General features: G+C 71.9%; 28 protein-coding genes. 15 read left to right on the top strand and 13 right to left on the bottom strand.

From position 1 onward, the window contains the following. Window positions 1–19 precede the first annotated feature (19 nt). The 6 genes from ESG85_RS07510 to ESG85_RS07490 form a co-directional block, all read right to left on the bottom strand. Complete coding sequence (locus ESG85_RS07510) at window positions 20–346, bottom strand: hypothetical protein (RefSeq protein ID WP_128977249.1); 327 nt, start codon at window positions 344–346, stop codon at window positions 20–22. Further along, window positions 343–702, bottom strand: a complete 360-nt coding sequence (locus tag ESG85_RS07505) for a hypothetical protein (RefSeq protein WP_128977248.1) — start codon at window positions 700–702, stop codon at window positions 343–345. The genes ESG85_RS07510 and ESG85_RS07505 overlap by 4 nt, the downstream gene beginning before the upstream one ends. Then, window positions 699–1,343 carry a hypothetical protein gene (locus ESG85_RS07500; protein ID WP_128977247.1) on the bottom strand — a complete coding sequence of 215 codons (645 nt, stop codon included), beginning with the start codon at window positions 1,341–1,343 and terminating at the stop codon, window positions 699–701. The genes ESG85_RS07505 and ESG85_RS07500 overlap by 4 nt, the downstream gene beginning before the upstream one ends. Continuing rightward, entirely contained in the window at window positions 1,340–1,693 is a 354-nt protein-coding gene (locus ESG85_RS07495; RefSeq protein ID WP_128977246.1) for a hypothetical protein, read from the bottom strand. The genes ESG85_RS07500 and ESG85_RS07495 overlap by 4 nt, the downstream gene beginning before the upstream one ends. A 73-nt stretch (window positions 1,694–1,766) precedes the next feature. Continuing rightward, window positions 1,767–1,940, bottom strand: a complete 174-nt coding sequence (locus ESG85_RS34880; RefSeq protein ID WP_164986185.1) for a hypothetical protein — start codon at window positions 1,938–1,940, stop codon at window positions 1,767–1,769. Further along, a complete protein-coding gene (locus ESG85_RS07490; RefSeq protein WP_128977245.1) occupies window positions 1,937–2,149 on the bottom strand; it encodes a helix-turn-helix domain-containing protein in 213 nt (70 codons plus the stop codon). Before ESG85_RS07490 ends, ESG85_RS34880 begins: the two co-directional genes overlap by 4 nt. 273 nt (window positions 2,150–2,422) lie before the next feature. Here ESG85_RS07490 and ESG85_RS07485 point away from each other — a divergent pair, with 273 nt between their 5' ends. The 4 genes from ESG85_RS07485 to ESG85_RS07470 are packed head-to-tail and all read left to right on the top strand — an operon-like array spanning window position 2,423 to window position 5,635. Beyond that, window positions 2,423–2,854, top strand: coding sequence for an XRE family transcriptional regulator (locus ESG85_RS07485; RefSeq protein WP_128977244.1), 432 nt, complete (start codon window positions 2,423–2,425; stop codon window positions 2,852–2,854). Between the two features lie 19 nt (window positions 2,855–2,873). Further along, window positions 2,874–3,200 (top strand): hypothetical protein, encoded by a 327-nt coding sequence (locus ESG85_RS07480; protein WP_128977243.1) that lies wholly within the window; start codon window positions 2,874–2,876, stop codon window positions 3,198–3,200. After that, window positions 3,197–4,801, top strand: a complete 1,605-nt coding sequence (locus ESG85_RS07475; protein WP_246094866.1) for a recombinase family protein — start codon at window positions 3,197–3,199, stop codon at window positions 4,799–4,801. The genes ESG85_RS07480 and ESG85_RS07475 overlap by 4 nt, the downstream gene beginning before the upstream one ends. A gap of 30 nt (window positions 4,802–4,831) precedes the next feature. Next, a complete protein-coding gene (locus ESG85_RS07470) occupies window positions 4,832–5,635 on the top strand; it encodes an exodeoxyribonuclease III (protein ID WP_128977242.1) in 804 nt (267 codons plus the stop codon). Window positions 5,636–5,848: 213 nt separating this feature from the next. Here the strand turns inward: ESG85_RS07470 and ESG85_RS07465 are convergent, their stop codons facing one another. Next, entirely contained in the window at window positions 5,849–6,472 is a 624-nt protein-coding gene (locus ESG85_RS07465) for a MerR family transcriptional regulator (RefSeq protein WP_128977299.1), read from the bottom strand. Between the two features lie 477 nt (window positions 6,473–6,949). Here ESG85_RS07465 and ESG85_RS07460 point away from each other — a divergent pair, with 477 nt between their 5' ends. The 5 genes from ESG85_RS07460 to ESG85_RS07435 all read left to right on the top strand — a co-directional run bounded on the left by ESG85_RS07460 (window position 6,950) and on the right by ESG85_RS07435 (window position 11,778). Next, window positions 6,950–8,557 (top strand): flavin-containing monooxygenase, encoded by a 1,608-nt coding sequence (locus ESG85_RS07460; protein WP_128977241.1) that lies wholly within the window; start codon window positions 6,950–6,952, stop codon window positions 8,555–8,557. Between the two features lie 113 nt (window positions 8,558–8,670). Further along, the gene (locus ESG85_RS07455) at window positions 8,671–9,615 is read left to right on the top strand and encodes an alpha/beta fold hydrolase (protein WP_246094865.1); all 945 of its coding nucleotides are present in this window, start codon (window positions 8,671–8,673) and stop codon (window positions 9,613–9,615) included. After that, window positions 9,612–10,493 (top strand): SDR family oxidoreductase, encoded by an 882-nt coding sequence (locus ESG85_RS07450; protein ID WP_128977239.1) that lies wholly within the window; start codon window positions 9,612–9,614, stop codon window positions 10,491–10,493. Before ESG85_RS07455 ends, ESG85_RS07450 begins: the two co-directional genes overlap by 4 nt. A 280-nt stretch (window positions 10,494–10,773) precedes the next feature. After that, window positions 10,774–10,983 (top strand): hypothetical protein, encoded by a 210-nt coding sequence (locus ESG85_RS07445; protein ID WP_128977238.1) that lies wholly within the window; start codon window positions 10,774–10,776, stop codon window positions 10,981–10,983. Window positions 10,984–11,232: 249 nt separating this feature from the next. Then, complete coding sequence (locus ESG85_RS07435) at window positions 11,233–11,778, top strand: GNAT family N-acetyltransferase (RefSeq protein ID WP_128977236.1); 546 nt, start codon at window positions 11,233–11,235, stop codon at window positions 11,776–11,778. On the opposite strand, the gene ESG85_RS07430 is transcribed toward ESG85_RS07435, so the two are convergent. Beyond that, window positions 11,721–15,074 (bottom strand): S41 family peptidase, encoded by a 3,354-nt coding sequence (locus tag ESG85_RS07430; RefSeq protein ID WP_128977235.1) that lies wholly within the window; start codon window positions 15,072–15,074, stop codon window positions 11,721–11,723. The two genes, ESG85_RS07435 and ESG85_RS07430, sit on opposite strands and share 58 nt — an antisense overlap. 171 nt (window positions 15,075–15,245) lie before the next feature. On the opposite strand from ESG85_RS07430, the gene ESG85_RS07425 reads away from it, so the two are divergent. Both ESG85_RS07425 and ESG85_RS07420 read left to right on the top strand, forming a co-directional pair. After that, complete coding sequence (locus ESG85_RS07425; protein ID WP_128977234.1) at window positions 15,246–15,818, top strand: TetR/AcrR family transcriptional regulator; 573 nt, start codon at window positions 15,246–15,248, stop codon at window positions 15,816–15,818. A 120-nt stretch (window positions 15,819–15,938) separates the two neighbouring features. Then, complete coding sequence (locus tag ESG85_RS07420) at window positions 15,939–18,137, top strand: MMPL family transporter (protein ID WP_128977233.1); 2,199 nt, start codon at window positions 15,939–15,941, stop codon at window positions 18,135–18,137. A 209-nt stretch (window positions 18,138–18,346) separates the two neighbouring features. Here ESG85_RS07420 and ESG85_RS07415 read toward each other — a convergent pair whose 3' ends face one another. Beyond that, window positions 18,347–18,754, bottom strand: coding sequence for an SsgA family sporulation/cell division regulator (locus tag ESG85_RS07415; protein WP_128977232.1), 408 nt, complete (start codon window positions 18,752–18,754; stop codon window positions 18,347–18,349). Window positions 18,755–18,918: 164 nt separating this feature from the next. Here ESG85_RS07415 and ESG85_RS07410 point away from each other — a divergent pair, with 164 nt between their 5' ends. From ESG85_RS07410 to ESG85_RS07395, 4 genes are all read left to right on the top strand, one after another. Further along, the gene (locus tag ESG85_RS07410) at window positions 18,919–19,956 is read left to right on the top strand and encodes an energy-coupling factor ABC transporter permease (RefSeq protein WP_128977231.1); all 1,038 of its coding nucleotides are present in this window, start codon (window positions 18,919–18,921) and stop codon (window positions 19,954–19,956) included. A 1-nt stretch (window position 19,957) separates the two neighbouring features. Continuing rightward, window positions 19,958–20,719: a cobalt ECF transporter T component CbiQ gene (gene cbiQ / locus ESG85_RS07405; RefSeq protein WP_128977230.1), complete on the top strand. Its 762-nt coding sequence runs from the start codon at window positions 19,958–19,960 to the stop codon at window positions 20,717–20,719. Then, window positions 20,707–21,480, top strand: a complete 774-nt coding sequence (locus ESG85_RS07400; protein ID WP_181018985.1) for an energy-coupling factor ABC transporter ATP-binding protein — start codon at window positions 20,707–20,709, stop codon at window positions 21,478–21,480. The genes cbiQ and ESG85_RS07400 overlap by 13 nt, the downstream gene beginning before the upstream one ends. Before the next feature lie 137 nt (window positions 21,481–21,617). Next, window positions 21,618–22,787 carry a serine hydrolase domain-containing protein gene (locus ESG85_RS07395; RefSeq protein WP_128977228.1) on the top strand — a complete coding sequence of 390 codons (1,170 nt, stop codon included), beginning with the start codon at window positions 21,618–21,620 and terminating at the stop codon, window positions 22,785–22,787. Window positions 22,788–23,004: 217 nt separating this feature from the next. Here the strand turns inward: ESG85_RS07395 and ESG85_RS07390 are convergent, their stop codons facing one another. The 4 genes from ESG85_RS07390 to ESG85_RS07375 all read right to left on the bottom strand — a co-directional run bounded on the left by ESG85_RS07390 (window position 23,005) and on the right by ESG85_RS07375 (window position 26,875). Continuing rightward, complete coding sequence (locus ESG85_RS07390; protein WP_128977227.1) at window positions 23,005–23,217, bottom strand: helix-turn-helix domain-containing protein; 213 nt, start codon at window positions 23,215–23,217, stop codon at window positions 23,005–23,007. After that, entirely contained in the window at window positions 23,217–23,714 is a 498-nt protein-coding gene (locus ESG85_RS07385; RefSeq protein WP_128977226.1) for a DUF2975 domain-containing protein, read from the bottom strand. Before ESG85_RS07385 ends, ESG85_RS07390 begins: the two co-directional genes overlap by 1 nt. A gap of 95 nt (window positions 23,715–23,809) precedes the next feature. Beyond that, a complete protein-coding gene (locus tag ESG85_RS07380) occupies window positions 23,810–24,661 on the bottom strand; it encodes a DMT family transporter (RefSeq protein ID WP_128977225.1) in 852 nt (283 codons plus the stop codon). A 558-nt stretch (window positions 24,662–25,219) separates the two neighbouring features. After that, the gene (locus tag ESG85_RS07375) at window positions 25,220–26,875 is read right to left on the bottom strand and encodes a penicillin-binding transpeptidase domain-containing protein (protein ID WP_128977224.1); all 1,656 of its coding nucleotides are present in this window, start codon (window positions 26,873–26,875) and stop codon (window positions 25,220–25,222) included. Window positions 26,876–26,999: the final 124 nt, after the last annotated feature.

Below are 26,999 nucleotides of genomic sequence, written 5' to 3'. Positions count from 1 at the left end.
CCGCGCCAGATCCCGGGCATCACCGGACACCTCCGGTGCAGGTGCAGCCCTCGAAGTTGCGGCGGCACGTCGGGCACAAGCCGCCGGGGTAGACGTGCGTCAGGCAGAGGCCGCCCGCGTAGCCGTCGACCGCCACCACGGGCCTGCCGTGGCCGAGGGTCCATGCCCGGGTTCGGGTGACCGTGTCCAGGCCGCGGGCGAGGTCGGCGTCACGGGGCTCGACGAACCGGCCCTCGGCCTTCGCCCGGCGGACGGCGACCGCGATCGGGTGATCGGGCCGGATGTTGGGGTAGGCGAGCACGCGGGTACCGACCGGGTACAGGGCGTTCCACTCGTCGGCGGTCACGCAGACCACCTCCGGTCCTGCTGACCCGGAACCGAGCGGGCCGCACCCAGCCGGCGCATCTGGTCCGCAATCCCCAACGCCTGCCTGCCGGTCAGCGCCACCTTCGTGGCCAGCCGCTCGACGAGCCGGTCCTTCAGCTCCTCGAACGCCAGGCGGTCGGGGGCGTGGCCGTCGTGCTCGCCGGTCGGCTCGGTGCAGGCGAGTTCCATGAACGCCTCGAACAGGTCCTCTTCCATGAGGAGGTCGAGGAGGTCGTGGACGTTGTTCTCGACGAGCGGGGTGACGTCGGCGGTGATGTGGAGTGCGGTGGCTTCGATGTGCATCGGGCCGCGGACGGGCTTCGGGGTGGTGCTCACAGGGCGCTCCCGGCGTCGGTGGGGTGGGCGATGGGCAGGTCGCGGCCGACCGCGTAGTCGTGGTGCAGCGGCGAGTCGTGCGGGTCCTCCAGCTGCCGGGCCGCGAGCTCGCTGGCGATGCGGGCCTCGAACTCGCAGGTGCTGCACGGCTGGCCGTACGTGTACCCGGCGCCGCAGGTCCGGCAGGTCTGGATCGGCGCGGGCGTCAACGCCTCCAGCTCGGCGACCCGCTCGACCGCCTTGGACAGCTCCTCGTTCGTCGAATGCCGCTCCGCCTCCAGCCGTCGCACCTCGGCAACCAGCCGGTGGTTCTCGGCCCGCAGCCCGTACAGCTGCGACACCCCGGTCTCGTCGTCACGGACCGCGCCGCGGCTCAGCTTGTCGGCCATCCGGCCGACCGCCTCGGACGCCGTCCTGCTGTCGCGGTTCGACGTCCCGTACTCACCGGCCTTCTTCGCCAGCCACGCGACGATCTGCGCGTCCCGCTCGGCGATGACCGTGCGACGCTGCTCGGCCGCCGACTCGGGTGACTGGAGCAGGCACGCCGACTCCAACGCGATCGCGACACCAGCCGCCGTCTGCCTCGTCTTCAGCGCCGCGAGGATCACACCCTCCGCCGCCTGCACACGCCGCGCATTCACGCCGCACGCTCCTCGTGGCGCAGCAGCGCCCACCCGCGCACCGACACACCGTCGACCCGGACCTCAGCCCACGTGTACGTCGACGTGTCCCCGTTGTAGTGCGCGTCCACCAGCACCTCGACGCAGTACCGCGCGGCGAACCGCTGCACCTGGGCGGGCTGGCGGTGGAAGTAGACCTGGACGCGGTACGCGCCGTCGTACTCGTCGATGGTCACGCTCGACGGCCGATCGGCCAGCTCGGCAATGACCTTCTCCGTGACGGCGAAGGCGTGCAGCAGCGCGTCACGCGAGTCGAACGGCGCCGGCAGCACCGGGGTCACCGGGGTCGGACGGGTAAGGTTGATGGACACGGTGTCCTCATTTCTGTGTGGTGAGGTGCCGGGGGTCGTTCCGGTCGGACGGAGCGGCCCCGTATTCGTTTGGTCAGGCAGCGGCCGCAGCGCGGCTCTTCGCGATCAGTCGCTCGTACACGGCCGTCTGCTCGGGGGAGAGGCGGCCGGCGGCGTAGTCCGCTGCAATCCGCTGGCGGGCCTTGTCCAGGACGGCGCGAGCGCCGGTGATGCACTGGGCGCGGGGGATGACGACCTGACTTTTCATGTGGCGGCCTCGGCTGGCTCGAGAAGCTGGGCGAGGGTCAGGCCGTAGGCCTTGGTGACCTTGCTGGCGGTCTCGATGCTCGGGGCGTTCTTGCCGTACCAGAGGCGCCAGGCCGTGGACTGTGCAACCTTCAAGTGGTGGGCGAGGTCTACGTAGTTGTGCTGCCCTTCGGCAGCTGCTGCGGCTCGCAGCAGGGTTCGGTCGTACATGCGTCGTACCTTTCCCGCCTGACAGATCTGTCTGGCGTGAGAGAAAGGTAGCACGTATCTGTCACGCGTGAAAGATGTGGCGGGCTGGGGTTCAGCCTTTACGGTTCCTTCACTGTTGACAGAGTGACGCCGGACTCCTACGTTCTGTAGGGCGTTCGAGGTTCAACTACAGGTCAGGGGCACCTGTTCGATTTTTAATGCGCACGCCCGAGCGATATTCGGTGGCCGAAAGGGGGTGTTCCGTGGCATCGCGTGTCGCGCTATCTTTCAAGCATGAAAAACAAGATCAGCGCCAACGCCGCGTTCGCAGCCTGGGCAAAAGAGCAGATCACCCGCCAGGGCTACGACGTCAGCGGCCTTCGCAGCGGCGGCCGCACCCGCTTCGCCGAGGACTCGGGCATCAGCGCCGCCAGCGTCGGACGTTTGATCAACTCGGGTGACGTCAAAGACATCAAGGTCCTCACCCTCTTCGCCGACGCCATCCACCACCCCCTAGGCGAGGTCCTCGTCAGGGCCGGCATCCTCGAGGAATCCGAACTCCGAGCCGTCCAGAACCCACCGCCAACCCCCCACCCCATGACTACCGACGAAGCCGCCGACGCCCTCGGGATCGACGACGAACTCGATCGGGAGCTATTCCGGAACACGGTTGACACCCTCCGTAGACGACGCCGACGGAGCGGGGGGCAGGCCGCACAGAACTGACCAGCACGGAGGTACGTCAGTGTCCACACGCATCCTGCTCACCCTGCTCAGCACACTGTTCACCATCAGCCTCGGCGTCGGGCTGACCGGCATGATCCTCGACAGCGCAACCGCCATGCGCACCGGGATCCTCGCCACCACCACCACAGCAACCGGACTCATCTGCACCACCCTCCGCCACACCGCCCGCCTCACCGACCGCGAGCGCGAAGACATCCACAACGCCGGCTACAAGCTCGGCCTCCAGCACGTCACCCTCGGCCTCCTGGACACCCCTCCGTCCGGGGGCACCGTCGTACCGATCCGCCCCGCCCTCCCACGGCAGCACGAACGGCAGGCACAGTGACACGGCGCATCCCCGAAACGTTCCAGGGCTCTCACTCCGAAGAGGAGTGGGAGCCCTGGCTCGGCTACATCCGGGTCTCCACCTGGAAAGAAGAGAAGATCAGCCCAGAGCTGCAGAAGGCAGCGATCACCGCGTGGGCTCAGCGCACCCGACGCCGGATCACTGACTGGATCACCGACCTCGACATGACCGGCCGCAACTTCAAGCGCAAGATCATGAGCGGCATCGAACGGGTCGAACGCGGCGAAGCACGCGGCATCGTCGTCTGGAAGTACAACCGCTTCGGGCGCACCCGCGACGGCGTCCCCATCAACCTCAAGCGCCTCGAGGATGTCGGCGGCCAACTCGCCTCCGCCACGGAGGAAGTCGACGCCCGCACCGCCACCGGCCGCCTCCACCGCGGCATCCTCTTCGAGTTCGCCGCCTATGAATCCGACGTCCGCGGCGAACAGTGGCGCGAGACCCATGACCACCGCCGCTACAAGCTCCACCTCCCCGCCACCGGCCGCCCCCGCTTCGGCTACATCTGGCACCCCCGACGTCTACCCGACGGCAAAGGCGGCTTCACCCTCCAGGACGAGAAGTACATCGCCGACCCCGACACCGGCCCCGTCATGGCCGACCGCTACCGGCAGTACCTCGACGGCGAGCCGTTCTACGCCCTCCTCAACGAGATGAACAGCAGCGGCTGGCGCACCACCCGCGGCGGCCTGTGGACCGTGCAGACCCTCATCCGCTACATGGACTCCGGCTTCTGCGCGGGCCTACTCCGCATCCACAACCCCGAGTGCAAATGCTCCACCTCCATGAAGGGGAACTGCCCGAACACCGTCTTCCTCCCCGGCGCCCAAGAAGAACTCATCGACCTCGAGATCTGGCAGCGATACCAGGACCGCCGGCAGCAAATGAAGAAGACCCCGCCTCGCGCCCGGACCGCTCTCTACCCGCTCACCAACCTCGTACGGTGCGCGGGCTGCCGCGGCACCACACCCATCCAGAGCGCGATCCGCATCGTCAACGGCAGCCCCACCTCGATCAAGGGCCACAACTACATGTGCGGGCGCCGCGCCACAACCAGTAAGCATGGCTGCGAAGGGGTGTACGCCGCGCGAGCCGAGGTCGAGAAGCTCGTGCACGAATGGGTGCTGAGCAAGGCTGCCGTCGACATCGACGCGGCGCCCAGCGCGCCGGCGCAGCGCGCACCGGCGGGTGACCGGCGAGCGACAGCGGCCCGCGAGCGAGCGCGCCTCGAGGGCGAAGCCGCCAAGCAGAAGAAGGCGCTGGCCAACCTCCGTGCGGACCGGGCCATGAACCCGGACGACTACGGACCGGGCGAGTACGAGGATGCTGTTGCCCGCATTCGCCAGCAGCAGGCGGCGACCATGGCGGCACTTGAGCGGGTATCCGTGGTGGAGCTCGCGCCAAGGCAGACGGACTACGAGCCTGTCATCGTCGGTCTCGCGGAGGAGTGGGAGCTGCTGAACGCGGTTGAGATGAACGGCATGCTGAAGCAGCTCCTACGCCGGGTGGCTCTGGTGCGGAAGGGGAAGGGATTCGGCGTCGAGCTGCATCCGATGTGGGAGCCTGACCCCTGGGCGTGACACGGGTGCCGCCCCGATGAGGAGCATGTTTTGTTCACACTGACGACCGCGAATGTCAATGGTCTCCGCGCCGCCGCGAAGAAGGGCTTCGTCGAATGGCTGGCCGGGACCTCCGCCGATGTGGTCTGCCTCCAGGAGGTGCGCGCCGAGGCGGCGCAGCTGCCCGCCGAGGTCCGCGACCCTGAGGGCTGGTTCACCGTCCACGCGCCCGCCGCCGCCAAGGGCCGCGCCGGCGTCTCGCTCTACACGCGGCGTGAGCCCGACGCCGTACGGATCGGCTTCGGCGTCGCGGAGTTCGACAGCAGCGGCCGGTACGTCGAGGCCGACCTGCCCGGCGTCACCGTCGCCAGCCTCTACCTGCCCTCGGGCGAGGTCGGCACCGAGCGGCAGGACGAGAAGATCCGCTTCATGGACGCCTTCCTCCCGTACCTGAAGGAGCTCAAGGAGCGCGCCGCCGCCGATGGCCGCGAGGTCGTCGTCTGCGGCGACTGGAACATCGCCCACCGCGAGGCCGACCTCAAGAACTGGAAGGCCAACCAGAAGAACGCCGGCTTCCTCCCCGAGGAGCGGGCCTGGCTGAGCCGAGTCCTCGATGAGGGCGACGGCGGTTACGTGGACGTCGTCCGCGCCCTCCATCCCGAGCAGGACGGCCCGTACTCCTGGTGGTCCTACCGCGGCCGCGCCTTCGACAACGACACCGGCTGGCGCATCGACTACCAGGTCGCCACGCCCGGACTCGCCGCCAAGGCCGTCAAGGCGTACGTGGAGCGGGCCGCCACCCACGCGGAGCGGTGGAGCGACCACGCGCCCGTCACCGCGGTCTACGAGCTCTAGGCGTCCTGGCTCCTGAAGGCCGCGGCCCGGCCCGGATGCGGGAGGCGGCGACCCGCGACACGTGTGCCGGTCGCCCTCGGGTCGGCGTCGACCCGGACCGGGAGCGGCCTGGCTCGTCCGGTACTCAGGAGGTCCCAGGTGGTGGTCTCAGGGGTTCCCAGGAGGTGGTCTCAGGCGGTCTCAGGGGTTCTCAGGAGATGGTCTCAGGGGTTCTCAGGAGGTCCCGCGCAGGCGGCGGTCGAGGGCGAGGGAGAGTTCCGCCTCCACCACGCTCTTGGCCAGCGGGCGCAGCCGCTGGACGTCGTCCTTCGCGTCGGTGTACTTGGCCAGGAGTTCCGTGAAGAGCTCCGCGAGCGCTTCCGCGTGCTCACGGACCCGACCGCCCGCCTCCAGGACGGCAGCCAGCGGAACGCCCTCGCGGACGAGCGCGGAGGAGACGTCGAGCAGGCGGCGGCTGATGTGGACGATGTCCTCGCCGTCGGTGGCCAGGTAGCCGAGGTCGAGCGCGGCCACCAGGTTCTCGGGGGTGACCTCGCCGGCGAAGTGGTCGGCGAGCTGCTCGGGCGTGAGGCGGACGGGCTCCTCCTCGGTGGGAGCGCCCAGTTCCAGGACCTCGCCGACGTCACGGCCGGACTCGAAGGCGGTGGTGAGGTCGGCGATGCCGTTCAGGGTGTGGCCGCGCTCCAGGAGGGCGGAGATGGTGCGCAGCCGGGCCAGGTGGCGTTCGTCGTACCACGCGATCCGGCCCTCGCGGCGGGGCGGCGGGACGAGCCCGCGTTCGCGGTAGAAGCGGAGCGTGCGGACGGTGATGCCGGCCGCGGCGGCGAGGTCGGCCATCCGGTACTCGCGGGGGCTGGGGCGGGAGCTGGGGCCGGGACGGGAGCTGGGGCCGGAGCCGGTGCTGGGGCCGGGGCCGGTGGGTGCGGTGTCCGCTGAGTGGGCGGTCGAGCTGCTGTCTGACGTCTCGTCGGCCGAGCCGCTCGGTGAGTCGTCGGGCGAGCTGTCGGCCGGGCCGCCGGCCGGTGCCTCGCTGCCCGCTCCCGTCCGCCCCGCGGGATCCTTCGTCCCCGCCGTACCGCCGGTCTCGGCCCTCTCCGGCACCGTACCGCCGGTCGCGTCCCTCTCCGGCGCCGTACCCGTCGCCTCCGCCGGATCCGTCTGGTCTCCCGATCGCTCTGCCACGCCGCCAGCCTATGTTGTACCGCCGGTAACTTTCCCCGGCCTTACCCCTACCGCTCGGTATGCCGCTGCTCTACAGTCCCGACTGTGCCAGTGATTGCTGGCGGAATCTTGGCCGGGCGCACGGGAGGCGGCATGGCGAAGCACGAGCACGTACGGGTGGCGGTGATCGGATCGGGATTCGGCGGGCTCGGAGCCGCCGTCCGGCTGCGCCGTGAGGGGATCACCGACTTCGTCGTCCTGGAGCGGGCCGACTCCGTCGGCGGCACCTGGCGCGACAACAGCTACCCGGGCTGCGCCTGTGACGTCCCGTCCCACCTCTACTCCTTCTCCTTCGCTCCCAACCCCGATTGGCCGCGCACCTTCTCCGGCCAGCGCCACATCCGCGCGTACCTGGAGCACGTCACCGACACCTTCGGGCTCCGGCCGCACCTCCGCCTGAACCACGAGGTCATGAGAATGGCCTGGAGCGAGGACGAGCTGCGCTGGGACATCGAGACCAGCGGCGGCACCTTCTCGGCCGACGTCGTCGTCTCCGCCACCGGCCCGCTCTCCGACCCGCGGATCCCCGACATCCCCGGACTCGCCGGCTTCACCGGCAAGGTCTTCCACTCCGCCCGCTGGGACCACGACTACGACCTCACCGGCAAGCGCGTCGCCATGGTCGGCACCGGTGCCTCCGCCATCCAGATCGTGCCGTCCATCCAGCCGAAGGTCGGCAGGCTCACCCTCTTCCAGCGCACGCCCCCGTGGGTGATGCCGCGCGTGGACCGCGCCATCACCGGCCCCGAGCGCTGGCTGCACCGACGGCTGCCGCTCACCGCGGCCGCGCGCCGCGGCATCCTGTGGGGCATCCGCGAGCTCCAGGTCAGCGCGTTCACCAAGCGGCCCGACGGGCTCGGCCTGGTCGAGCGGCTGGCCAAGGCCAACATCGCGCGGGCCATCAAGGACCCGGAGCTGCGCGCGAAGCTGACTCCCTCGTACCGCCTCGGCTGCAAGCGGATCCTGCTCTCCAACGCGTACTACCCGGCCCTCGCCCAGCCCAACGTCGACGTCGTCGCCTCCGGTCTCAAGGAGGTCCGGGGCGACGTCGTGGTCGCCGCCGACGGGACCGAGACCGAGGTCGACGCGATCATCTTCGGCACCGGCTTCCACGTCACCGACATGCCGATCGCCCCGCGCGTCATCGGCGCCGACGGCCGGTCGCTCGCCGAGCACTGGAAGACCGGCATGGAGTCGCTGCGCGGCGCGACCGCGGCCGGCTTCCCCAACTGGATGACGATCATCGGCCCCAACACCGGCCTCGGGAACTCCTCCATGATCCTCATGATCGAGTCCCAGCTGAACTACATGGCCGACTACCTGCGGCAGCTGGACCTGCTCACCCCCTCCGGCCCCGGCGGACGCGCCGCCCTCGCCGCCCGGCCCTCCGCCGTCCACGCCTGGAACCGCCGCGTGCAGTCCCGGATGGAGCGGACGGTCTGGAAGTCGGGCGGCTGCGAGAGCTGGTACCTCGACGCCAACGGCCGCAACACCACGCTGTGGCCGGGCACCACGGGCGAGTTCCGGCGCGAGACGCGGACCGTCGACCTGTCCGAGTACGAGGTGCTGCGCACTTCGGCGAAGGCGCAGCCGGTCGGGGCCTCCGGTCCCGTCTCCGGCCATACCTCCAGCGGTGACAGCGGCGGAGCTGCCGGCAGCGCCTCCCGCCGCACCGCGCGAAAGGAGGAGACCGTCCAGTGAGCCGACATGACCGCCGCCATGACCGTCCAGTGAGCCGACACGACCGTGCGGTGAACCGCCATGACCGTCCAGTGGACCGCCATGAGCGTCCAGTGAACGGCCATGACCGTGCGGTGAACCGCCGCGACATCGCCGTGACCTCCGCCGACGGCTCGTCGGTCCACGTCGAGGTGTACGGCCCCGAGGGCGCGCCCGCCGTGGTCCTGGCCCACGGCTGGACCTGCTCGACCCGCTTCTGGGACGCGCAGATACGCGACCTGGCCGTCGACCACCGGGTCGTCGCCTACGACCAGCGCGGGCACGGCGGTTCGCCGGTGCCCGACCCTCTCGCGGCCGGCAAGGGCTACTCGACGGAGGCGCTCGCCGACGACCTGGAAGCCGTGCTCGGCGCCGCGCTCGGACCCGGTGAGCGGGCCGTGGTGGCCGGGCACTCCATGGGCGGCATGACGATCATGGCCGCGGCCCGGCGCCCGCTGTTCCGGCAGCACGCCGCCGCCGCGCTGCTCTGCTCCACCGGGCCCTCGCGGCTGACGGACGAAGCCCTCGTCGTACCACTGGGCCCCGGGCGGCTGCGGACCCGGCTCAGCCGCGCGGTCCTCGGGTCGAAGGCGCCGCTCGGGCCGGTGACACCGGTCTCGAAGCGGATCCTCAGGTACGCGACCATGGGGGCCGGTTCCGCGCCCGAGCGGGTGGACGCCTGTGCCCGCATCGTGCACGCCTGTCCGCGCGCGGCACGCCACGGCTGGTCGCAGGTCCTGGCGGGGCTCGATCTGGAAGCGGACGTGCGCGAGTTGCGGCTGCCGGTGACCGTGCTCGTCGGCGCCGCCGACCGCCTGACCCCGCCCCGCCACTCACGGGCGATGGCAGAGGCGCTGCCGCACTGCACGGGACTGGTCGAGCTGGCCGGCATGGGCCACATGACGCCGGTGGAGGCGCCCGAGGCCGTCAGCGCGCAGATCCGCGAACTGACGCTCACCTACCTGGGCGCGAAGAAGAACCATCTCGTGAACGACCGGCCCGTCCCGGAGCAGACTGTGAAGGAGGAGGCAGAGGCATGAGCAGGGTGAGCCTGGAAGGACAGGTGGCTGTCGTCACCGGAGGAGCCCGTGGCGTCGGTGAACTCCTCGCCCGCAAGCTCTCCGCGCGAGGGGCGAAGATCGCGCTGGTGGGCCTGGAGCCGGAGCTCCTGAAGGAGGTGGCGGGCCGGCTGCACACCGAGGCGGACTGGTGGCACGCCGACGTCACCGACCACGAGGCGATGGCCAGGGTCGCGACGGAGGTCAAGGAACGGTTCGGCAAGGTCGACATCGTGGTCGCCAACGCCGGTGTCGCGGCCGGTGGTCCGTTCGTGGACTCCGACCCGGTCGCCTGGCGGCGGGTCATCGAGGTGAACCTGATCGGCGGCGCCGTCACGGCCCGCGCGTTCCTGCCCGTCCTCATGGAATCCCGCGGCTACTTCCTGCAGATCGCCTCGCTGGCCGCGATGACACCGGCGCCGATGATGACCGCGTACTGCGCGTCCAAGTCCGGCGTCGAGGCCTTCGCGCACAGCCTGCGCGCCGAGGTCGCCTACAAGGGCGTGAAGGTCGGCGTCGGCTACCTCTCCTGGACCGACACCGACATGGTGCGGGGCGCGGACCAGGACGACGTGATGCGCGAGCTGCGGTCGCGGCTGCCGTGGCCGTCGAACCGCACCTATCCGCTCGGCCCGGCCGTCGACCGCATCGTCGCGGGCATCGAGCGGCGCTCGGCCCATGTGTACGCCCAGTGGTGGCTGCGCGGGATGCAGTCGAGCCGCGGCTATCTGCCGGGCATCATCGCCGCCGTCGGACAGCGCGAGATGCGGAGCTTCGAGCCGCGCCTCGGGTCGGTGTCGAAGGGCCTCGTGGGCGCGGGCGGCGCGGCGGACGAGCAGGCGAGGGGGAAGCGGGTGTGAGGGCTGCCGGGTCCGGGTCTCGGTGGCGTGTGCGGCGGTCGGCGGGTCCCGGTCTCGGTGGAGGGTGTGGCGTGTGCGGCGGTCGGCGGGTCCCGGTCTCGGCGGAGGGTGTGGCGTGTGTGACGGCTGGTGCGACCTGTGGTGCGGCGGTGGGTGTCCGCCGAATGGTGACTGTCCGTAGGTGATCGAAATGCGACGCGTGTGGTGCCGTGTCAGTCTGATCGTGCCCAAGGGGCACTTCCGCCCCGCACCCCTCACACCCTTCTAGGAGTGAATACGCATGGGCATCAAGGACGAGATGCAGAACAAGGCGCAGCAGGCGAAGGAATCGCTGAGGTCGAAGAAGGACGAAGCGTCCCAGCGCGCCACCCAGGCCAAGGAGCGCGGGCAGGAGCGCTCGGGCCGGCCGGACGAGCGGTCGGAACGGTCGGACCGTCAGCGGCCCGAGACCGAGCAGCAGGACCGGCTCGACATGGACTACGACGCCTGACGCCGTTCTGTGAGGAAGGCGCACCCGGGACGCCGGGTGCGCCTTCGCGCATGTGTGTGGGGGAGAGGGAGGGAGGGAGAGAGGAAGGGCGGGAGAGAGGAAGGGCGGGAGAGAGGGAGAGAGGGAGAGAGGAAGGGAGGGAGGGAATGGCGAGGGAAGCCATCCGTGGGAAGCGGGAAAAGTACGAAGATCTGCGCAGCCTGTGGATAACCGGGGGTGCGGAGTCGCCGGGTTACGTACGGTGATGCCATGTCCGTGACTGAGTTCGTACTTGAGCGACTGCGATCCGACCACGCGCCCGCCCTGCTCGCCTTCGAGCGGGAGAACCGGGCCTACTTCGCCGCGTCCGTGCCCGACCGCGGGGACGCGTTCTTCGAGGACGACCACTTCGCCGCCCGGCACCGGGCCCTGCTCGACGAGCAGGAGGTCGGGACGATTCTCTTCCATGTGCTGGTGGCGGGCGACGGGGAGATACTCGGCCGCTTCAACCTGCTCGACGTGGACCGGGAGACCGGCAGCGCCGAGCTGGGCTACCGGATGGCCGAGAAGGCCACGGGCCGCGGGCTGGCGACCGTGATGGTCCGGGAGTTGTGCATACGGGCGCGCGAGGAGTACGGCCTGAGCCGGCTGACCGCCGTGACGACGGTGGACAACGGGCCGTCCCGGGCGGTGCTCGCCCGGGTCGGCTTCGGTGCGGTGGGCAGTGTGACGCTCGACGGCGGCGAGCCCGCTACGGCTTACGAGCTGGACCTCGGCGGCAGTTTCGGCCGGGAGTGGTCCGGCACCGACTCATAACCGGGCGGACCCGCGGGCGGGTTCTCCTCCAGGAGGGCGAGGGCCACGTGGACGGCGTCGTCGAGCTGGGCGTGCCGGCCCTCGGCCCAGTCGAGAGGGGTCCGCAGGACCGCGAGGTCCGGGGCGACGCCGTGGTTCTCGATGGACCAGCCGTATTCGGGGAACCAGGCCGCGTTCATCGGGACGGTGATCTGGGTGCCGTCGCCGAGCCGGTGGCGGCCCGTCATGCCGACGACTCCGCCCCAGGTACGGGCGCCGACGACGGGGCCGAGGCGGAGCAGTTTGAAGGCGGCGGTGATCATGTCGCCGTCGGAGGAGGTGGCCTCGTCGGCGAGGGCGACGATGGGGCCGCGTGGAGCGTTGGAGGTGTAACTGACCGGCTGGGCGTTGCGAGTGAGGTCCCAGCCGAGGATCTTGCGGGTGAGTTTCTCTATCACCAGCTCGCTGATGTGGCCGCCGGCGTTGCCGCGGACGTCCACGATGAGGGCCGGCCGGGAGACCTCCATCCGCAGGTCGCGGTTGAACTGGGCCCAGCCGGAGCCGCCCATGTCAGGGATGTGGAGATAGCCGCAGCGTCCGCCGCTGATCTCGTGCACGACGGTGCGGCGCTTGGTCACCCAGTCCTGGTAGCGCAGCGGGCGTTCGTCGACGAGCGGGACGACGGCGATGCGGCGGGAGCGGCCTTCGCCCTCGGTGGGGGTGAAGGTGAGTTCGACGGTGGTGCCACCGGTCCCGGAGAGGAGGGGATAGGGGCCGGCGACGGGGTCGACGGGTCGGCCGTCGACATGGGTGAGGACGGCGCCTTCGCGGATGCCGGTGCCGGCGAGCGGCGAGCGTGCCTTGGAGTCGGAGGAGTCGCCGGGCAGGATCCGCTTGACCTGCCAGCCGCCTTCGCGGGGCACGAAGTTGGTGCCGAGCAGGCCCTGGGGGCGCTGGTAGTGCGGCGGTCCCTCGTTGCGCCGGGCGGGCGTGACGTACGCGTGGGAGGTGCCGAGCTCGCCCATGACCTCGCGCAGCAGGTCGGCGAACTCGTCGGGGGAGGCGACCCGTTCGACGAGCGGGCGGTACTGGTCGAGGACGGCCGCCCAGTCGAGGCCGCCCATGTCCGGCTCCCAGAAGTAGGCGCGGACGATCCGCCCGGCCTCGTCGAAGGCCTGCCGCCACTCGGCGGCCGGGTCGACCTCGTGCACGATCCGCCGCAGGTCGAGGTAGACGGTGGAGTCGCCGTCGCCGGACTCGGTGGCGGGGACGGCCCGCAGGTCGCCCTCGTCGACCACGACGAGCCGGGTGCCGTCGCCGCTGACGGCGAACGAGTCGAGGTGGTCGACGAGTTCGGTCTTGCGGCCCTTGGTGATGTTGTAGTGCTCCAGCGTGGGGCGGGGGGAGGGGTCGTTGGGGTTGGCGAAGGTCTCGCCGAGGGCGCCGGAGATCGGCCAGCGCAGCCACACGAGTCCGCCGCCGGCGACCGGGTGGAGGGAGGAGTACTTGGAAGCGGTCACGGGGAAGGGCGTGACCCGGTCGGGAAGCCCCTCGGTCTCGACGGTGACCGTGCCGTCCCCGGCGCCCGCCTCCTCGTCGGCGGGGTCCAGGCCGCCGGCGGCGGGCCGTCCGTCGGGGAGCAGGGCGAAGGGAGAGGGGGTCGCGGAGGAGAGCGGTACGAGATAGGGGCGGCAGCCCAGCGGGAAGGAGAGGTCGCCGGTGTGCACGTCGTAGACGGGGTCGAAGCCCCGCCAGGAGAGGAAGGCGAGATAGCGGCCGTCGCGGGTGAAGACCGGGTTCTCGTCCTCGAAGCGGCCGTTGGTGACGTCCACGACGACGCGGGCACCGGGGCCGGAGATGCGGGCCATCTTGATGGAGCGCAGTGAGCGGCCGATGCCCGGGTGGGACCAGGTGAGCCAGCTGCCGTCGGGGGAGAAGGCGAGGTCGCGGACGGGGCCGTTGACGGAGCGGATGAGTTCGGTGACCTCTCCGTTCGACTCCTCGGTGACGTCGATCAGGAGGAGCCGGCCGTCACTGGAGGCGATGGCGAGGCGTTCGCCGTCCGGGTCGGAGACCAGTTCCTCGACCCGGCCGAGTTCACCGGAGGCGAGCCGGCGCGGTTCGCGGTCGCCGGTGGCCCGGGGCAGATAGGCGATCTCGACGGCGTCCTCGCCGTCGGCGTCGGTGACGTAGGCGACCTGGCCGCCGCTGCCGAGCATCTCGGGCAGCCGGACGCGGACGCCGGGGGTGTCGATGATGGTGCGGGCGGGGCCGTCGCGGTGGGTGAGCCAGTAGAGGCTGCCGCGCACGGTCACGGCGCTGGCCCGGCCGGTCTCGTCGACGGACAGGGCGTCCACGTGGTGGGCGGCGGGCACCTGGTAGGGGCGCCGGCCGGTGCGCGGGCCGCCGAGGCGGACGTCGAGGCGGCGGGGCCGGGAGTCGGCGGTCAGTTCGTCGACGATCCACAGCTCGCCCGCGCACTGGTAGACCACCCGGCGCCCGTCGCTGGAGGCGTTGCGGGCGTAGAACTCGTCGTGGTCGGTGTGGCGGCGCAGGTCGGTGCCGTCGGGGAGACAGGAGTAGAGGTTGCCGATGCCCTCGTGGTCGGAGAGGAACGCGATCCGGCACCCGCCGCCCTCGCCGGCGGGGGCCGCGACGAACATGGGCGCGTCCAGGTGGCCGCCGATGTCGGGGAGCAGCTGTTCGCCGTGCAGCCAGAGGCGGCCCATGGCGCCGCCGCGGTAGCGCTTCCAGGAGGCGGGCTCGTGCGGCGGGGTGCCGGTGAGGAGCAGGGTGCGCCGGTGCGCGCCGGAGCTGTCGTGCGGGGAGATCCGGGCCTCGCCCGTGTCCTCGTCGAGGTCGGCGACGGCGATGTGGGAGACCGGGCCCCAGGGCATCCGGCCGCCGGGCGAGCCGTCGGTGGGCACGGTGTAGGCCCAGGAGAAGTAGGAGAAGGGCTGGCCGTGGGAGGAGACGGCGAGGATGTCGGACCGGCCGTCGTTGTCGGGCGGGGACCAGCCGCAGACCCGGGTGTCCGTGGAGCCCCAGTAGGTGAGCCGCCGGGACGGCCCGCCGTCCACGGGCGCGAGGTGGATCTCCGGGTCGAGGCTGCGCCAGCTCGTGTAGGCGATGTGCCGTCCGTCCGGGGAGAAGCGCGGATGTCCGACCCGGGTCCGGTCGGCGGTGATCCGCCAGGCGCGGCCGGGCCGGTCGCCCTCGGGCGCGAGAGGGGCGACCCACAGGTCGTCCTCGGCGGCGAAGCACAGCAGTTCGCCGTGGAGGTGCGGGAAGCGGAGATACGCGACGTCGTCACTCACCTCCTCATGCTTTCCGCGCGAAGGGGGTGAGGCAACTCGTACGTCAGTACAGAAGGGGTGGAGAGGGGGTGGGATTGTGGTCCAGGACACGTACGAAACGGTTTCGTTTCGTTGAGGGCGGGGGTATGGTCGTGGTGTACGAAACCGTTTCGTTCGGTACGGAGGTCAGGCATGGCGCGCAGCAGGCTCACCCCGGAGCGGGAGGCCGAGCTGTACGAGGCCGTGCTCGAACTCCTCCGCGAGGTCGGTTACGACGCCCTCACCATGGACGCCGTCGCCGCCCGCACCCGGTCCAGCAAGGCCACCCTCTACCGCCAGTGGGGGAGCAAGCCGGAACTCGTCGCCAAGGCGCTGCGCCACAACAAGCCGGTCTCGCTCGCCGAGATCGACACCGGCAGCCTGCGCGGCGACTTCCGGGCGATGCTGGAGCGGACCGACGACTGCCAGATGGAGAAGGACTCCGCGCTGATGCGGGGTCTGGCCCATGCCGTCCACGACAACCCCGAACTGCTCCAGGCGCTGCGCGAGCTGCTCATCGAACCCGAGATGACCGGCCTCGGCGAGGTGCTGGAACGAGCAGTGCGGCGGGGCGAGGTCGACGCCGGAAACCCGGCGCTGACACTCGTCCCGCACATGCTGATCGGAGCGTTCGTCGCCCGCCCGCTGATCGACGATCAGCCGGTGGACCACGAGTTCCTCAGCAGCTATCTCGACGCCGTCGTGCTCCCCTCACTCGGCGCCTGACCCACCGCGCCCCGCGGTCCCGCACCTCCCGCACTTCCCGCACCACCTGACGTCGCACCGCTCACGCCGTCGGGCCGGCTCCCCATGTCCTGTCCCACTCAACACCGGGAGTACGCCCCCGTGGCCACGTTCCTCTACAAGCTCGGCCGTTCCGCCTTCCGGCGCCGACGGCTCGTCGCCCTGCTGTGGGTGGCGCTCCTCGCGCTCGCCGGAGTCGGCGCCGCCACCGCGCCCGCCGCGACCTCCAGCTCGTTCTCCATTCCCGGCACCGAGGCCCAGCGCGCCTTCGACCTGCTCGAACAGCGCTTCCCCGGCGGCAGCGCCGACGGCGCCACCGCCCGCGTGGTCTTCAAGGCCCCGGCCGGCCAGAGCATGCAGGACCCCGCCAACAAGGCCAAGGTCGAGAAGACCGTCGCCCAGCTGAAGTCCGGCTCCGGCCAGATCGCCCGCGTCACCGACCCGTACGCCGGGCAGGCGGTCTCCCGCGACGGCTCGACCGCCTACGTCTCCGTCGCGTACAAGGTCAACGCGATGGAGCTGACCGACGAGACCCGTGACGCGCTCAAGAAGACCGGTCGCGACGCGCAGGGCCAGGGCCTGACCGTCGAGATCGGCGGCGACGCCCTGCAGAGCATGCCGGAGCAGGGCGCGGGCGAGATCATCGGCGTGGTCATCGCGGGCTTCGTGCTCGTCATCACCTTCGGCTCGCTGGTCGCCGCCGGACTGCCGCTGCTCACCGCGATCATCGGCGTCGGCATCGGCATCTCCACGATCACCGCCCTCGCCAGTGTCCTCGACCTCGGCACCACCACCTCCACCCTCGCGATGATGATCGGCCTCGCGGTCGGCATCGACTACGCCCTCTTCATCGTCTCCCGCTACCGCGCGGAGCTCGCCGAGGGCCGTGAGCAGGAGGAAGCCGCCGGCCGCGCGGTCGGCACCGCAGGCTCCGCCGTGGTCTTCGCCGGCCTCACCGTCGTCATCGCGCTCGTCGGCCTGGCCGTCGTCAACATCCCGATGCTGACGAAGATGGGCTTCGCCGCCGCCGGCACGGTCGTCATCGCCGTACTGATCGCGCTCACCCTCATCCCCGCCCTGCTCGGCTTCGCCGGCAACAAGGTCGTGGCCCGCAAGGAGCGCAAGGGCCCGCAGAAGGACACGGACGGCAAGCCCAACGCCGGCACCCGCTGGGCCCGGTTCGTCATCCGCCGCCCCGTGATGGTCCTCCTCGTCGGCGTCCTCGGCCTCGGCGCCGTCGCCGTACCGGCCGCGTCCCTCGAGATGGGCCTCCCGGACGACGGCGCGAAGCCGGTCTCCGCCACCGAGCGCCGCGCCTACGACCTGCTGTCCGACGGCTTCGGCCCCGGTTTCAACGGCCCGCTGCTCGTGGTCGTCGACGGCGACAAGGCCGCTGCCGACAGGACCGTCTCCACGATCAAGGGCCTGGAGGGCTGGGCCGCCGTCACCCCGCCGACCCCGAACAAGGCCGGCGACGCCGCGATGATCACCGTGATCCCGAAGGACCGCCCGTCCTCCGTGGAGACCGAGGAGCTCGTCCACGGCATCCGCGGCGCGACCGGCGACGACGTCCTGGTCACCGGCGCCACCGCGATGAACATCGACTTCTCGCAGAAGATGAACGACGCGCTGCTGCCCTACCTGGCGCTGGTCGTCGGCCTCGCCTTCCTCCTCCTCATGGTGGTCTTCCGCTCGGTCCTGGTCCCGCTCAAGGCGGCCCTCGGCTTCCTGCTCTCCGTGGTCGCCGCCCTCGGCGCGGTCGTCGCGGTCTTCCAGTGGGGCTGGCTCGGCAGCCTGTTCGGGGTCGAGCAGACCGGCCCGATCATGTCGATGATGCCGATCTTCATGGTGGGCGTCGTCTTCGGCCTCGCGATGGACTACGAGGTCTTCCTGGTCACCCGGATGCGCGAGGCGTACGTTCACGGCGCGCGCCCCGGCGAGGCGATCGTCACGGGCTTCCGCCACGGCGCCCGGGTCGTCACCGCCGCCGCGGTGATCATGATCGCGGTCTTCGCCGGCTTCATCGGCTCCAGCGAGCAGATGGTGAAGATGATCGGCTTCGGTCTGGCCGTCGCCGTCCTCTTCGACGCGTTCGTCGTCCGCATGGCGATCGTCCCGGCCGTGCTGGCCCTGCTCGGCCACAAGGCCTGGTGGCTGCCGAAGTGGCTCGGCCGCGTCCTGCCCAACGTGGACGTCGAGGGCGAGGGCCTGGTCACCGCGCGGGACGGAGCCGCCGGCAAGGGCGACGGCAAGGGCCGGGACGGGGGCAAGGACGAGGACCGCGAGCTGGTCTCCGTCTGACCCGCGCCGACCGGGCCGGTCAGGCAGATCCGGCCGGTCGGCGTCCGGCCGGGCGTCCCGTTCCGGCCGGGCGCCCCGTTCCGGCCGGGTGTTCCGTTCCGGTCGGACGCCCGCCTCGTGAGACTCCGGGGCCGCCGCTTGAGCGGGTGGCGGGCCCCGGACCGCGCCGGAACCCGTGGGGACGGGGAGCCGACGCGGCGCGTACGCCGTCAGCGTGCCGACATCGGCGCGCCGACGGCGTACGTGTGCCGGAGGAAGCGCAGCAGGGCGGTGGTGTCGAACTGGACGACCGCGACCCCGTCGTCCGTGTGGAACTCCACCACCGTCTGCACCCGGCCGCACGGCCACACGCCGATGTCGCCGCGCCGCGCGGGCGCGCGCAGCCCGGTCTCCAGGAGGGTGCGTGGGAACGACCACTCGATGTTGCCGGGGAAGACGAAGCGGACGGTCGCGGGTTCGGCGCCGGGGTCGAAGCGGAGGGCCACCGGTACCGGGCGCGAGAGCGGGGCATCGCTGATGATCCGGCCTCTGGCGTGGTCCTCGACCGCACGGTCCGCACGGTCCGTACGGTCCGCGCGGACCGCGCGTACGTCATGGTCACCGGCGGCGTGGGGCATCGGACGGCTCCTCACACTCGGACGCGTCACACTCATTCGCGCTGTTAGTCCCTAATGTCCCACTATTTCCAGGCGTGCGCCCGGGCGGACGAGGGCTTCTCGTCCCCCTCCTGACCCCTGAGCGCTCTTGCAAACGGTTCGCAGGAGCGCCGTATCATGCGGGCGTGCATGTACCTGACGGATTCATCAACGCTCCCGTATCGGCCGCCGCCGGTGTCGTCGCCGCCGGCGCCGTCGCCGTCAGCCTGCGCGGAGCCCGCAAGGAGCTCGACGAGCGGACCGCGCCGCTGGCCGGTCTCGTCGCCGCTTTCATCTTCGCCGTGCAGATGCTCAACTTCCCCGTCGCGGCCGGCACCAGCGGACACCTCCTGGGCGGCGCGCTCGCGGCGATCCTCGTCGGGCCGTACACCGGCGTGCTCTGCATAGCCGTCGTCCTGCTCATGCAGGGCATCCTCTTCGCCGACGGCGGTCTGACCGCGCTCGGCGTGAACATCACCGTCATGGGCGTGGTGACCGTCCTCGTCGCCTACGCGCTCTTCCGCGGCCTCGTCCTCGTGCTGCCGCGCACGCGCCGCTCGGTGACCGTGGCCTCCTTCGCCGCCGCGCTGGTCTCCGTACCGGCCGCCGCCGTCGCCTTCACCGCGGTCTACGCGATCGGCGGCACCACCGACGTGCCGATCGGCAAGGTCCTCGCCGCCATGGCCGGCGTCCACACACTCATCGGCATCGGCGAGGCCGCCATCACCATGCTCACCGTCGGCGCGGTCGTCGCCGTCCGGTCCGACCTGGTGTACGGCGCCCGCGGCCTGACCGCGCCGCTCAAGCTGCGCGTGGACGGCGAGCTCGTCGACGCGGCGCCCGCCGCCGGGCCCGGCGCCGGCGACGCCCCCGCCCGCTCCCCGAAGAAGCTGTGGACCGGCGGTGTCGTCACCGCGCTGGTCCTGGCCGGCTTCGTCTCCTTCTACGCCTCGGCCAGCCCCGACGGCCTGGAGAAGGTCGCCGCCGACAAGGGCATCGACGCGAAGGTCCGCCCGCACGCCGCCGCCGACTCCCCGCTCGCCGACTACGGCGTCAAGGACGTCGACGACGCCCGCCTCTCCGGCGGCCTGGCCGGCGTGATCGGCGTGGGCGCGACCCTCGCCGTCGGCACCGGCGCCTTCTGGGCCGTGCGGCGGCGCCACGCGACCGGCGCGCAGGTCTGACATGGGAGCGGGGCACGCGCACAAGCTCTACCGGCAGGGGCACTCGCCGGTCCACGCCCTGCCCCCGCACACCAAACTCGCCGCCGTCCTCGCCTTCGTCGTCGTGGTCGCCGCCACGCCCCGCGAGGCGATGTGGGCCTTCGCCCTCTACGCGGTCCTGCTCGGCGCCGTCGCCGTGCGGGCCCGCGTCCCGGCCGGCTTCCTGCTGAAGCGGCTGCTCATCGAGATCCCGTTCGTCGCCTTCGCGCTGCTCATGCCCTTCGTGGTGCCCGGCGAGCAGACGACCGTCCTCGGCGTGTCGCTCTCCGTCCCGGGCCTGTGGGGCGCGTGGAACGTCCTCGCCAAGGGCACTCTCGGCGTCGCCGCGTCCGTGCTGCTCGCCGCCACCACCGAACTGCGCGAACTGCTCCTCGGCCTCCAGCGGCTCAAGCTGCCGCCGCTGCTCGTCCAGATCGCCTCCTTCATGATCCGCTACGGCGACGTGATCACGGACGAGATGCGGCGCATGTCGATCGCCCGCCGCTCGCGCGGCTTCGAGGCGAGGGGCGTACGGCACTGGGGCGTCCTCGCGAAGACCGCCGGAGCCCTCTTCATCCGCTCGTACGAGCGCGGCGAGCGGGTGCACCTGGCCATGGTCAGCCGCGGCTACACCGGCTCGATGCCGGTCATCGACGAGGTGACCGCGACCGCGGCCCAATGGCGCAGGGCCGCCGCCCTGCCCGCGGCCGCCCTCCTCATCTGCCTCCTGGGATGGACCCTGTGACCGAGCACCAGCCTTCCGCCGAGCCCCCCTCGCTGGACGTACGCGGCCTCGCGTACGCGTACCCCGACGGCCACCAGGCACTCTTCGGCGTGAACCTGGCCGTCGGGCGCGGCGAGCGCGTCGCGCTGCTCGGTCCCAACGGCGCCGGCAAGACCACCCTGGTGCTCCACCTCAACGGCATCCTGACCGGCGGTGCGGGCGGCGTCACCGTCGCCGGCCTGCCGGTCGGCAGGAAGCACCTCGCCGAGATCAGGCGCCGGGTCGGCATCGTCTTCCAGGACCCGGACGACCAGCTGTTCATGCCGACCGTCCGCGAGGACGTGGCCTTCGGCCCGGCGGCGGCCGGTGTCCGGGGCGCCGAGCTGGAGACCGTGGTCCGCAAGGCGCTCGCCCGGGTCGGCATGGAGGAGTTCGCCGACCGGCCGCCGCACCACCTGTCCTTCGGGCAGCGGCGGCGGGTGGCCGTGGCGACCGTGCTCGCCATGGAACCGGAGATCCTCGTCCTCGACGAGCCGTCCTCCAACCTCGACCCGGCCTCCCGGCGCGAGCTCGCCGACATCCTGCGCTCCCTGGACGTCACCGTCCTCATGGTCACCCACGACCTGCCGTACGCCCTGGAGCTCTGCCCGCGCTCGGTCATCCTCAGCGAGGGCGTGATCGCCGCCGACGGGCGGACCGCCGACATCCTGGCCGACGAGGAGCTCATGGCCCGGCACCGCCTGGAACTGCCGTACGGCTTCGTGCCGAGCTCGGTCGCCTGACGACGGGAGACCCTGAGGGTCCCGACCCGACCCCCACGGTCCCCGGGCCCCTGACCGCGGCCCCCGGAATCGGGGATGTCGGTCCCACGTTGCACCATGGGAGCAGTTCGGTCGTACGAGAGGAAGCGTGGGTTCAGGTGGACGTCCGGGGCACGGTGGCGGCGGGATTCGAGCCGGTCAGGGACGCGTTCCTGCGCAACTTCGAGCAGCGCGGGGAGCGCGGCGCTGCGGTCGCCGTCTACCGGGACGGCACCAAGGTCGTGGACCTGTGGGCGGGCACGCGCGACGTGGACGGGGACGCCCCGTGGGCGGTGGACACCGCGCAGGTCGTCCGCTCGGCCACGAAGGGCGTCGCCGCGGCCGTCCCCCTGCTCCTGCACCAGCGCGGCCGGCTCGACCTGGACGCGCCGGTCGCCACGTACTGGCCGGAGTTCAAGGCGGCGGGCAAGGAACGCGTGACCGTACGGCAGCTGCTCGCGCACCGGGCGGGCGTGCCGGTCCTCGACCGTCCGCTGAGCCTCGCCGAGGCGGTCGACCTGGACACCGCCACGCAGGCGATCGCCGCCCAGGCCCCCGCCTGGGAGCCGGGCACCGCCCACGGTTACCACGCCCACACCTTCAGCTGGCTGCTGTCCGGCCTGGTCCACCGGGTCACCGGCCGCACCATCGGCCGCTGGGTCGCCGAGGAGGTCGCCCGCCCGCTGGGCCTGGACCTGTGGATAGGCCTGCCGGAGGACGAGGCGCACCGGGTGGGGAGGCTCGGCCCGGTCGAGGAGATCGAACCGCCGGACAGCCCGGCGCTCCGGCTCCGCCCCAAGCCGGCGGTCGTCGCCGCCTACCAGGACCCGGAGTCGCTGACCCGCCGGGCGTTCGGCGTGATCGAGCCCAAGCCGGACGAGAACGACCCGGTGTACCGCGCCGCCGAGCTCCCCGGCTCCGCCGGTGTCGCCACCGCGCGCGCCCTCGCCCGCTTCTACGCCTCGACCCTGGGCCCCGTCGACGGCGGCCCCCGCCTCTTCGCCCCCGCGACCCTCGCCCTGGCGCGCACCGAGGAGTCCGCGGGTCCCGACCGGGTCCTCGTGGTCGGCACCCGCTTCGGCCTCGGCCACATGCTGCACGGCCCGGCGTCCCCGCTGCTCGGCCCCACGTCCTTCGGCCACCCGGGCCGCGGCGGCTCCCTCGGCTTCGCCGATCCGGACTCGGGCGTCTCCTTCGGCTACGTCACGAACGGCATGCGCAAGACGGTCACGGCGGACCCGCGCGCCCAGGCCCTGATACGCGCGGTGCGGGCGTCGCTGGCCGCCTAGGTGTCGCCCAGGTGTTCTGTCCCGGGAGGTTGCGGACGGGTGATGCAGGTCTCGGCTGAGGGACCTTGAACGGGTGAGGGCCTTCCGGGTTCGGTGTGGATGGCGACATCTGCACCGGCGACCAGAAAGGCCCTCGTGCCCCACCGTATGCACCCCTGACCGAGACCGCACGGCCACGCCTGGCCAGGCGCCGTCGGGGCACCCACCGCACGGCGGGTCAGACCTCCTCCGCCTGCCAGCGGAGCAGGTCGCCCGGCTGGCACGCCAGGGCCTCGCAGAGGGCTTCGAGGGTGGTGAAGCGCACCGCCTTCGCGCGGCCGTTCTTGAGGACCGCCAGGTTCGCCGGGGTGATGCCGACGCGTTCCGCGAGCTCGCCCACGGACATCTTGCGCCGGGCGAGCATCACGTCGATGTCGACGACGATCGGCATCAGATCACCTCGTCGAGCTCGGCCCGCATCCGCGTCGCCTCGACGTCGCGGTCGACCGCCTGCGCCAGCAGCATCCGCAGCACCAGCACGATGAGCGCGACCCCCAGGACCGCCACGCCCACGCCGCCGATCAGCAGGACCACGCCCGGCGCGACGGCCTCGCCCGGTGCCAGGATCACTCCGAGCGCGAACACCAGCAGGGCCGCGGCCACGAGCGCGCCGATCACGATGTGCACGTACCGGAAGGCCCTGGTCGAGAAGACCGTCCCGCGCCGCACCATCGTCACGAGCCGCCACACGCACACCAGGACGACCTGGGCGCTCACGACTCCCAGCAGGACGACCGCCAGGAGCGGCGTCCTGAGGTGGGCGAGATCGCCTTCGAGGCCGTCGAGGTCGGCGGCCAGCAGCGGCACCATCACCGCCTGCACGAACACCGAACCTCCCAGCAGGGCCACGAGCACGCCCCGCAGGGCCAGCACCGTCATGTTGCCCATCGACACCACTCCTCCACTCGATTCACGATAGGAATCTATCGAAAAACGATAGGCAAGGGAAGGGGGAGGTACGGGCAGGGGGCTTCCGGCCCCCGTCAGCTCGCGTACAGCATCAGCCCGATGCCCACCACCATCAGGCCCGCCGCCGCGACCCGGGGCCCGCCGAAGCGTTCCTTGAAGAGGAGGGCGCCGATCGCGGCGCCCACGATGATCGAGGACTCGCGCAGCGCCGCGATCGGCGCCAGCGGCGCCTGGGTCTGGGCCCACAGGACCAGGGCGTAGGCGGCGACGGACAGGGCCGCGCCGAGCAGGCCGCGGACGGCGTACGGGCGGAGTTCGGCGGCCAGCCGGCCGCGGCGGCGGTGGAGCGCGTACGCCGGGATGACCAGCCCTTCCAGCAGCATCAGCCAGGCGATGTAGCCCAGCGGCGTGCCGGAGGCGCGGACGCCGACACCGTCGACCACCGTGTACGCGGCGATCGACAGCCCGGTCGCCCCGGCGGCCAGCAGCGCCGGCCAGTGCGGGCGCGCGCCCTTGCCGCGAATGCCCCACAGGGCCAGGCCGGTGAGGCCCGCGCTGGCGACCGCGACGCCCGCGAGCTGCCCGCCGCCGGGGACCTCGCCGACGAACACCGCGGCGAGCAGCGTCACGACCAGCGGCGCCGTGCCGCGCGCGATCGGGTACATCTGCCCGAAGTCGCCGAGCTCGAAGGACTTCATCAGGAGCGCGTAGTAGGCGACATGGAGGACGGCCGAGGCGATCAGGTACGGCCACGCCCCGGCCTCCGGCAGCGGGGTGAGGCACGCGCCGACGGCGCCGATGAGGGCGCCGCCGCCGGCTATCAGGGTGAAGGACAGCAGCTGGTCGAGGATGCCCGCCGCGATCGCGTTCCAGCTCGCGTGCGTCACCGCGGCGAGCAGCACCGCCGCCGCGACCAGCGGCGTCACGCCGCACGTCCGTCGGGGCCCGCCGGCGTGCCGCCCGCGCGGGCGGCACGCGGCTCCGGGCCCGGCGCGAGGGGGCCGCGCGGGGCCCCGGCTGTCGTGGCGGAACGGGAAGCGGCATCAGCGGGTGACGTGGTCATGACCCCGCACGCTAGCGGTACGTGTACAGGGCACGCGAGGGAGCGCGGGCGGGGGCCCGGGGAACCCCGGGTGTCACCTCCCGGGACCTACGGCGCCGCGTTCAAGCGTGCTGACGGCGCCGCGGCCGGGGGCCGGCTTGGCGTCACGTCCCAGGCCTACCGCGCCGCGGCCGGGGGCCGGCTCGACGTCACGTCCCAGGCCTACCGCGCCGCGGCCCGGGGACGGCTCGACGTCACCTCCCGGGCCTACCGTGCCGCGGCCGGGGGCTCGACGTCACCTCCCGGGCCTACCGCGCCGCGTCCCGAGGAGCTGACGGTGTCGGCTTCCGCGGCCTACGGCGCCGCTTCCGAACAGTTACCGGCGTCGCTCCCGCGACTACTCCCGCGACTACGTCGCCGCACACCGCCGCACGTCGAGCCGTCAGCCCGCCCTCAGGACCTGCGCCACCACCGGGCCCGCCGCCGTCGCCCCGTGGCCCGCGCCCTGGACGAAGGCCGCTGCCGCGAGGTCGTCGGAGAAGCCCGTGAACCAGGAGTCCGACACGCCCTGGCCGTCGACCTCCGCCGAGCCGGTCTTCGCGCCCTTGTCCCCGCCCACGGACGCCATGGCGTCCGTGGCCGTGCCGTAGCGCGCCGTCGCCGTCGTCCGCATCATCTCGCGCAGCTGCTTCGCCACCTGCGCCGGCAGTTTCCGCTCGGCCTCCGCGAACGCGCGGTTGTCGACGTCCGCCGCCACCAGATACGGCTGCTTGAACTCGCCCGCCTTCGCGGTCGCCGTGATCGACGCGACGTTCAGCGGGTTCATCGTGACGGTGCCCTGGCCTATGTACTGCTCGGCCGCCGCGGCTCCCGAAGCCTCCGGGACGCTGCCGTCCTCCGACACGATGCCGGTCTTCCAGTCCAGGCCGATACCGAAGACCTCCCGCGCCTCCCGCGCGAGTCCGAAGTCGTCGCCCTCGATGTCCTCCACGTCGTCGATCTTCTTGATGAAGGCCGTGTTGCAGGACATGGCGAAGGCGTATCCGAAGGTCTTGCCCTGCAGGGAGAAGTCGTCGAGGTTGCGGATCGTCCGCCCGTTGTACATCGCCTCGGACGGGCAGTCCGTGACGGCGTCCGCCTTCACCAGGCCCTTCTCGAGGAGCAGCGCCGCCGTGACGATCTTCATCGTCGAGCCGGGCATCTTCTTGCCCTGGAAGGCCGTGTTGAACCCGTTCGCCGGGCTGTTCGCCACCGCCCGCACCGCGCCCGTCGACGGCTGGATCGCCACCACCGACGCCGTCCCGTAGCGGGCCACCGCCTTCTCGGCCGCCGCCTGCACGTCCGCGTCGATCGTCGTCTGCAGCCTGCCGGGCTCGCCCTTGGCGAGGGTCAGCAGGGTGGTGTCGGGGACGCCCTGTTCGCCCGAGTCGACGTAGACCTCGACGCCCGGCTTGCCGCCCGTCGTCGAGCCGTACCGGTCGCGCAGCTGGGCCAGGACCGGGCCGAGCGACGGGTACTTCTCGGCGGTCAGGACCCGGCCCTTGCGGTCCACGGCCTGGATCTCGCCGGTCTTCGCGCCGCCCGTGCGGAGCGTCGCCGTCTTCGTCGTCAGCTTCGGGTGCAGCACGGCCGGCTCCCAGTCGACCAGTGGTCGGCCGGTGGTGAGGCCGCGTACCACGGTCAGCTCGGAGGCGTACGTCCACGGCTTGGAGACGCCGTCGTGGGTGACGGTCGCCTTCACCGTGAACGGCACCGAGCCCGACCCGGTCGGCGCGCCCGGGGTGATGGTCACGGCGGAGACCTTGGCCTCCTCGCGGAAGCCGAGCAGCGCGGGACCGGCCTCGACCGGGTTGTTGGTCAGTTGCGCCGCCCGGTCCGACTCGCCCGTGGCCCAGGCCGCCAGGAAGTCCTTCGCGGTCGACGTCACCTCCTCCGAGGTGACCGGGCCGGTCTTCCTGCTCTCGCTGCCCGACGTGCCCACCGCGCCGCCGGAACCGCCGGTGATCCCGCTCCAGAGGTTGTATCCCCCGTAACCGACCCCGCTCGCGACGACGACGAACGCCCCGCCCACGATCGCGACCTTCGCACCACTGCGCATGGCTGCGCCTCCCTCCCCCAGGTGTGGCCTCGAGGCAGCCTAAGCGACAGGAGTGACAGCCGACGGCGATCGTTACAGGAAAGCGACCAGAGCGTCTGTTTCCCGCCGCGCCCCGGTGTCGCCT

Source organism: Streptomyces roseicoloratus, from assembly GCF_004117935.1.
Classification (GTDB): domain Bacteria; phylum Actinomycetota; class Actinomycetes; order Streptomycetales; family Streptomycetaceae; genus Streptomyces; species Streptomyces roseicoloratus.
Note: the sequence above shows the minus strand (reverse complement) of the source record. Positions and strands in the feature narration are given on the sequence as shown.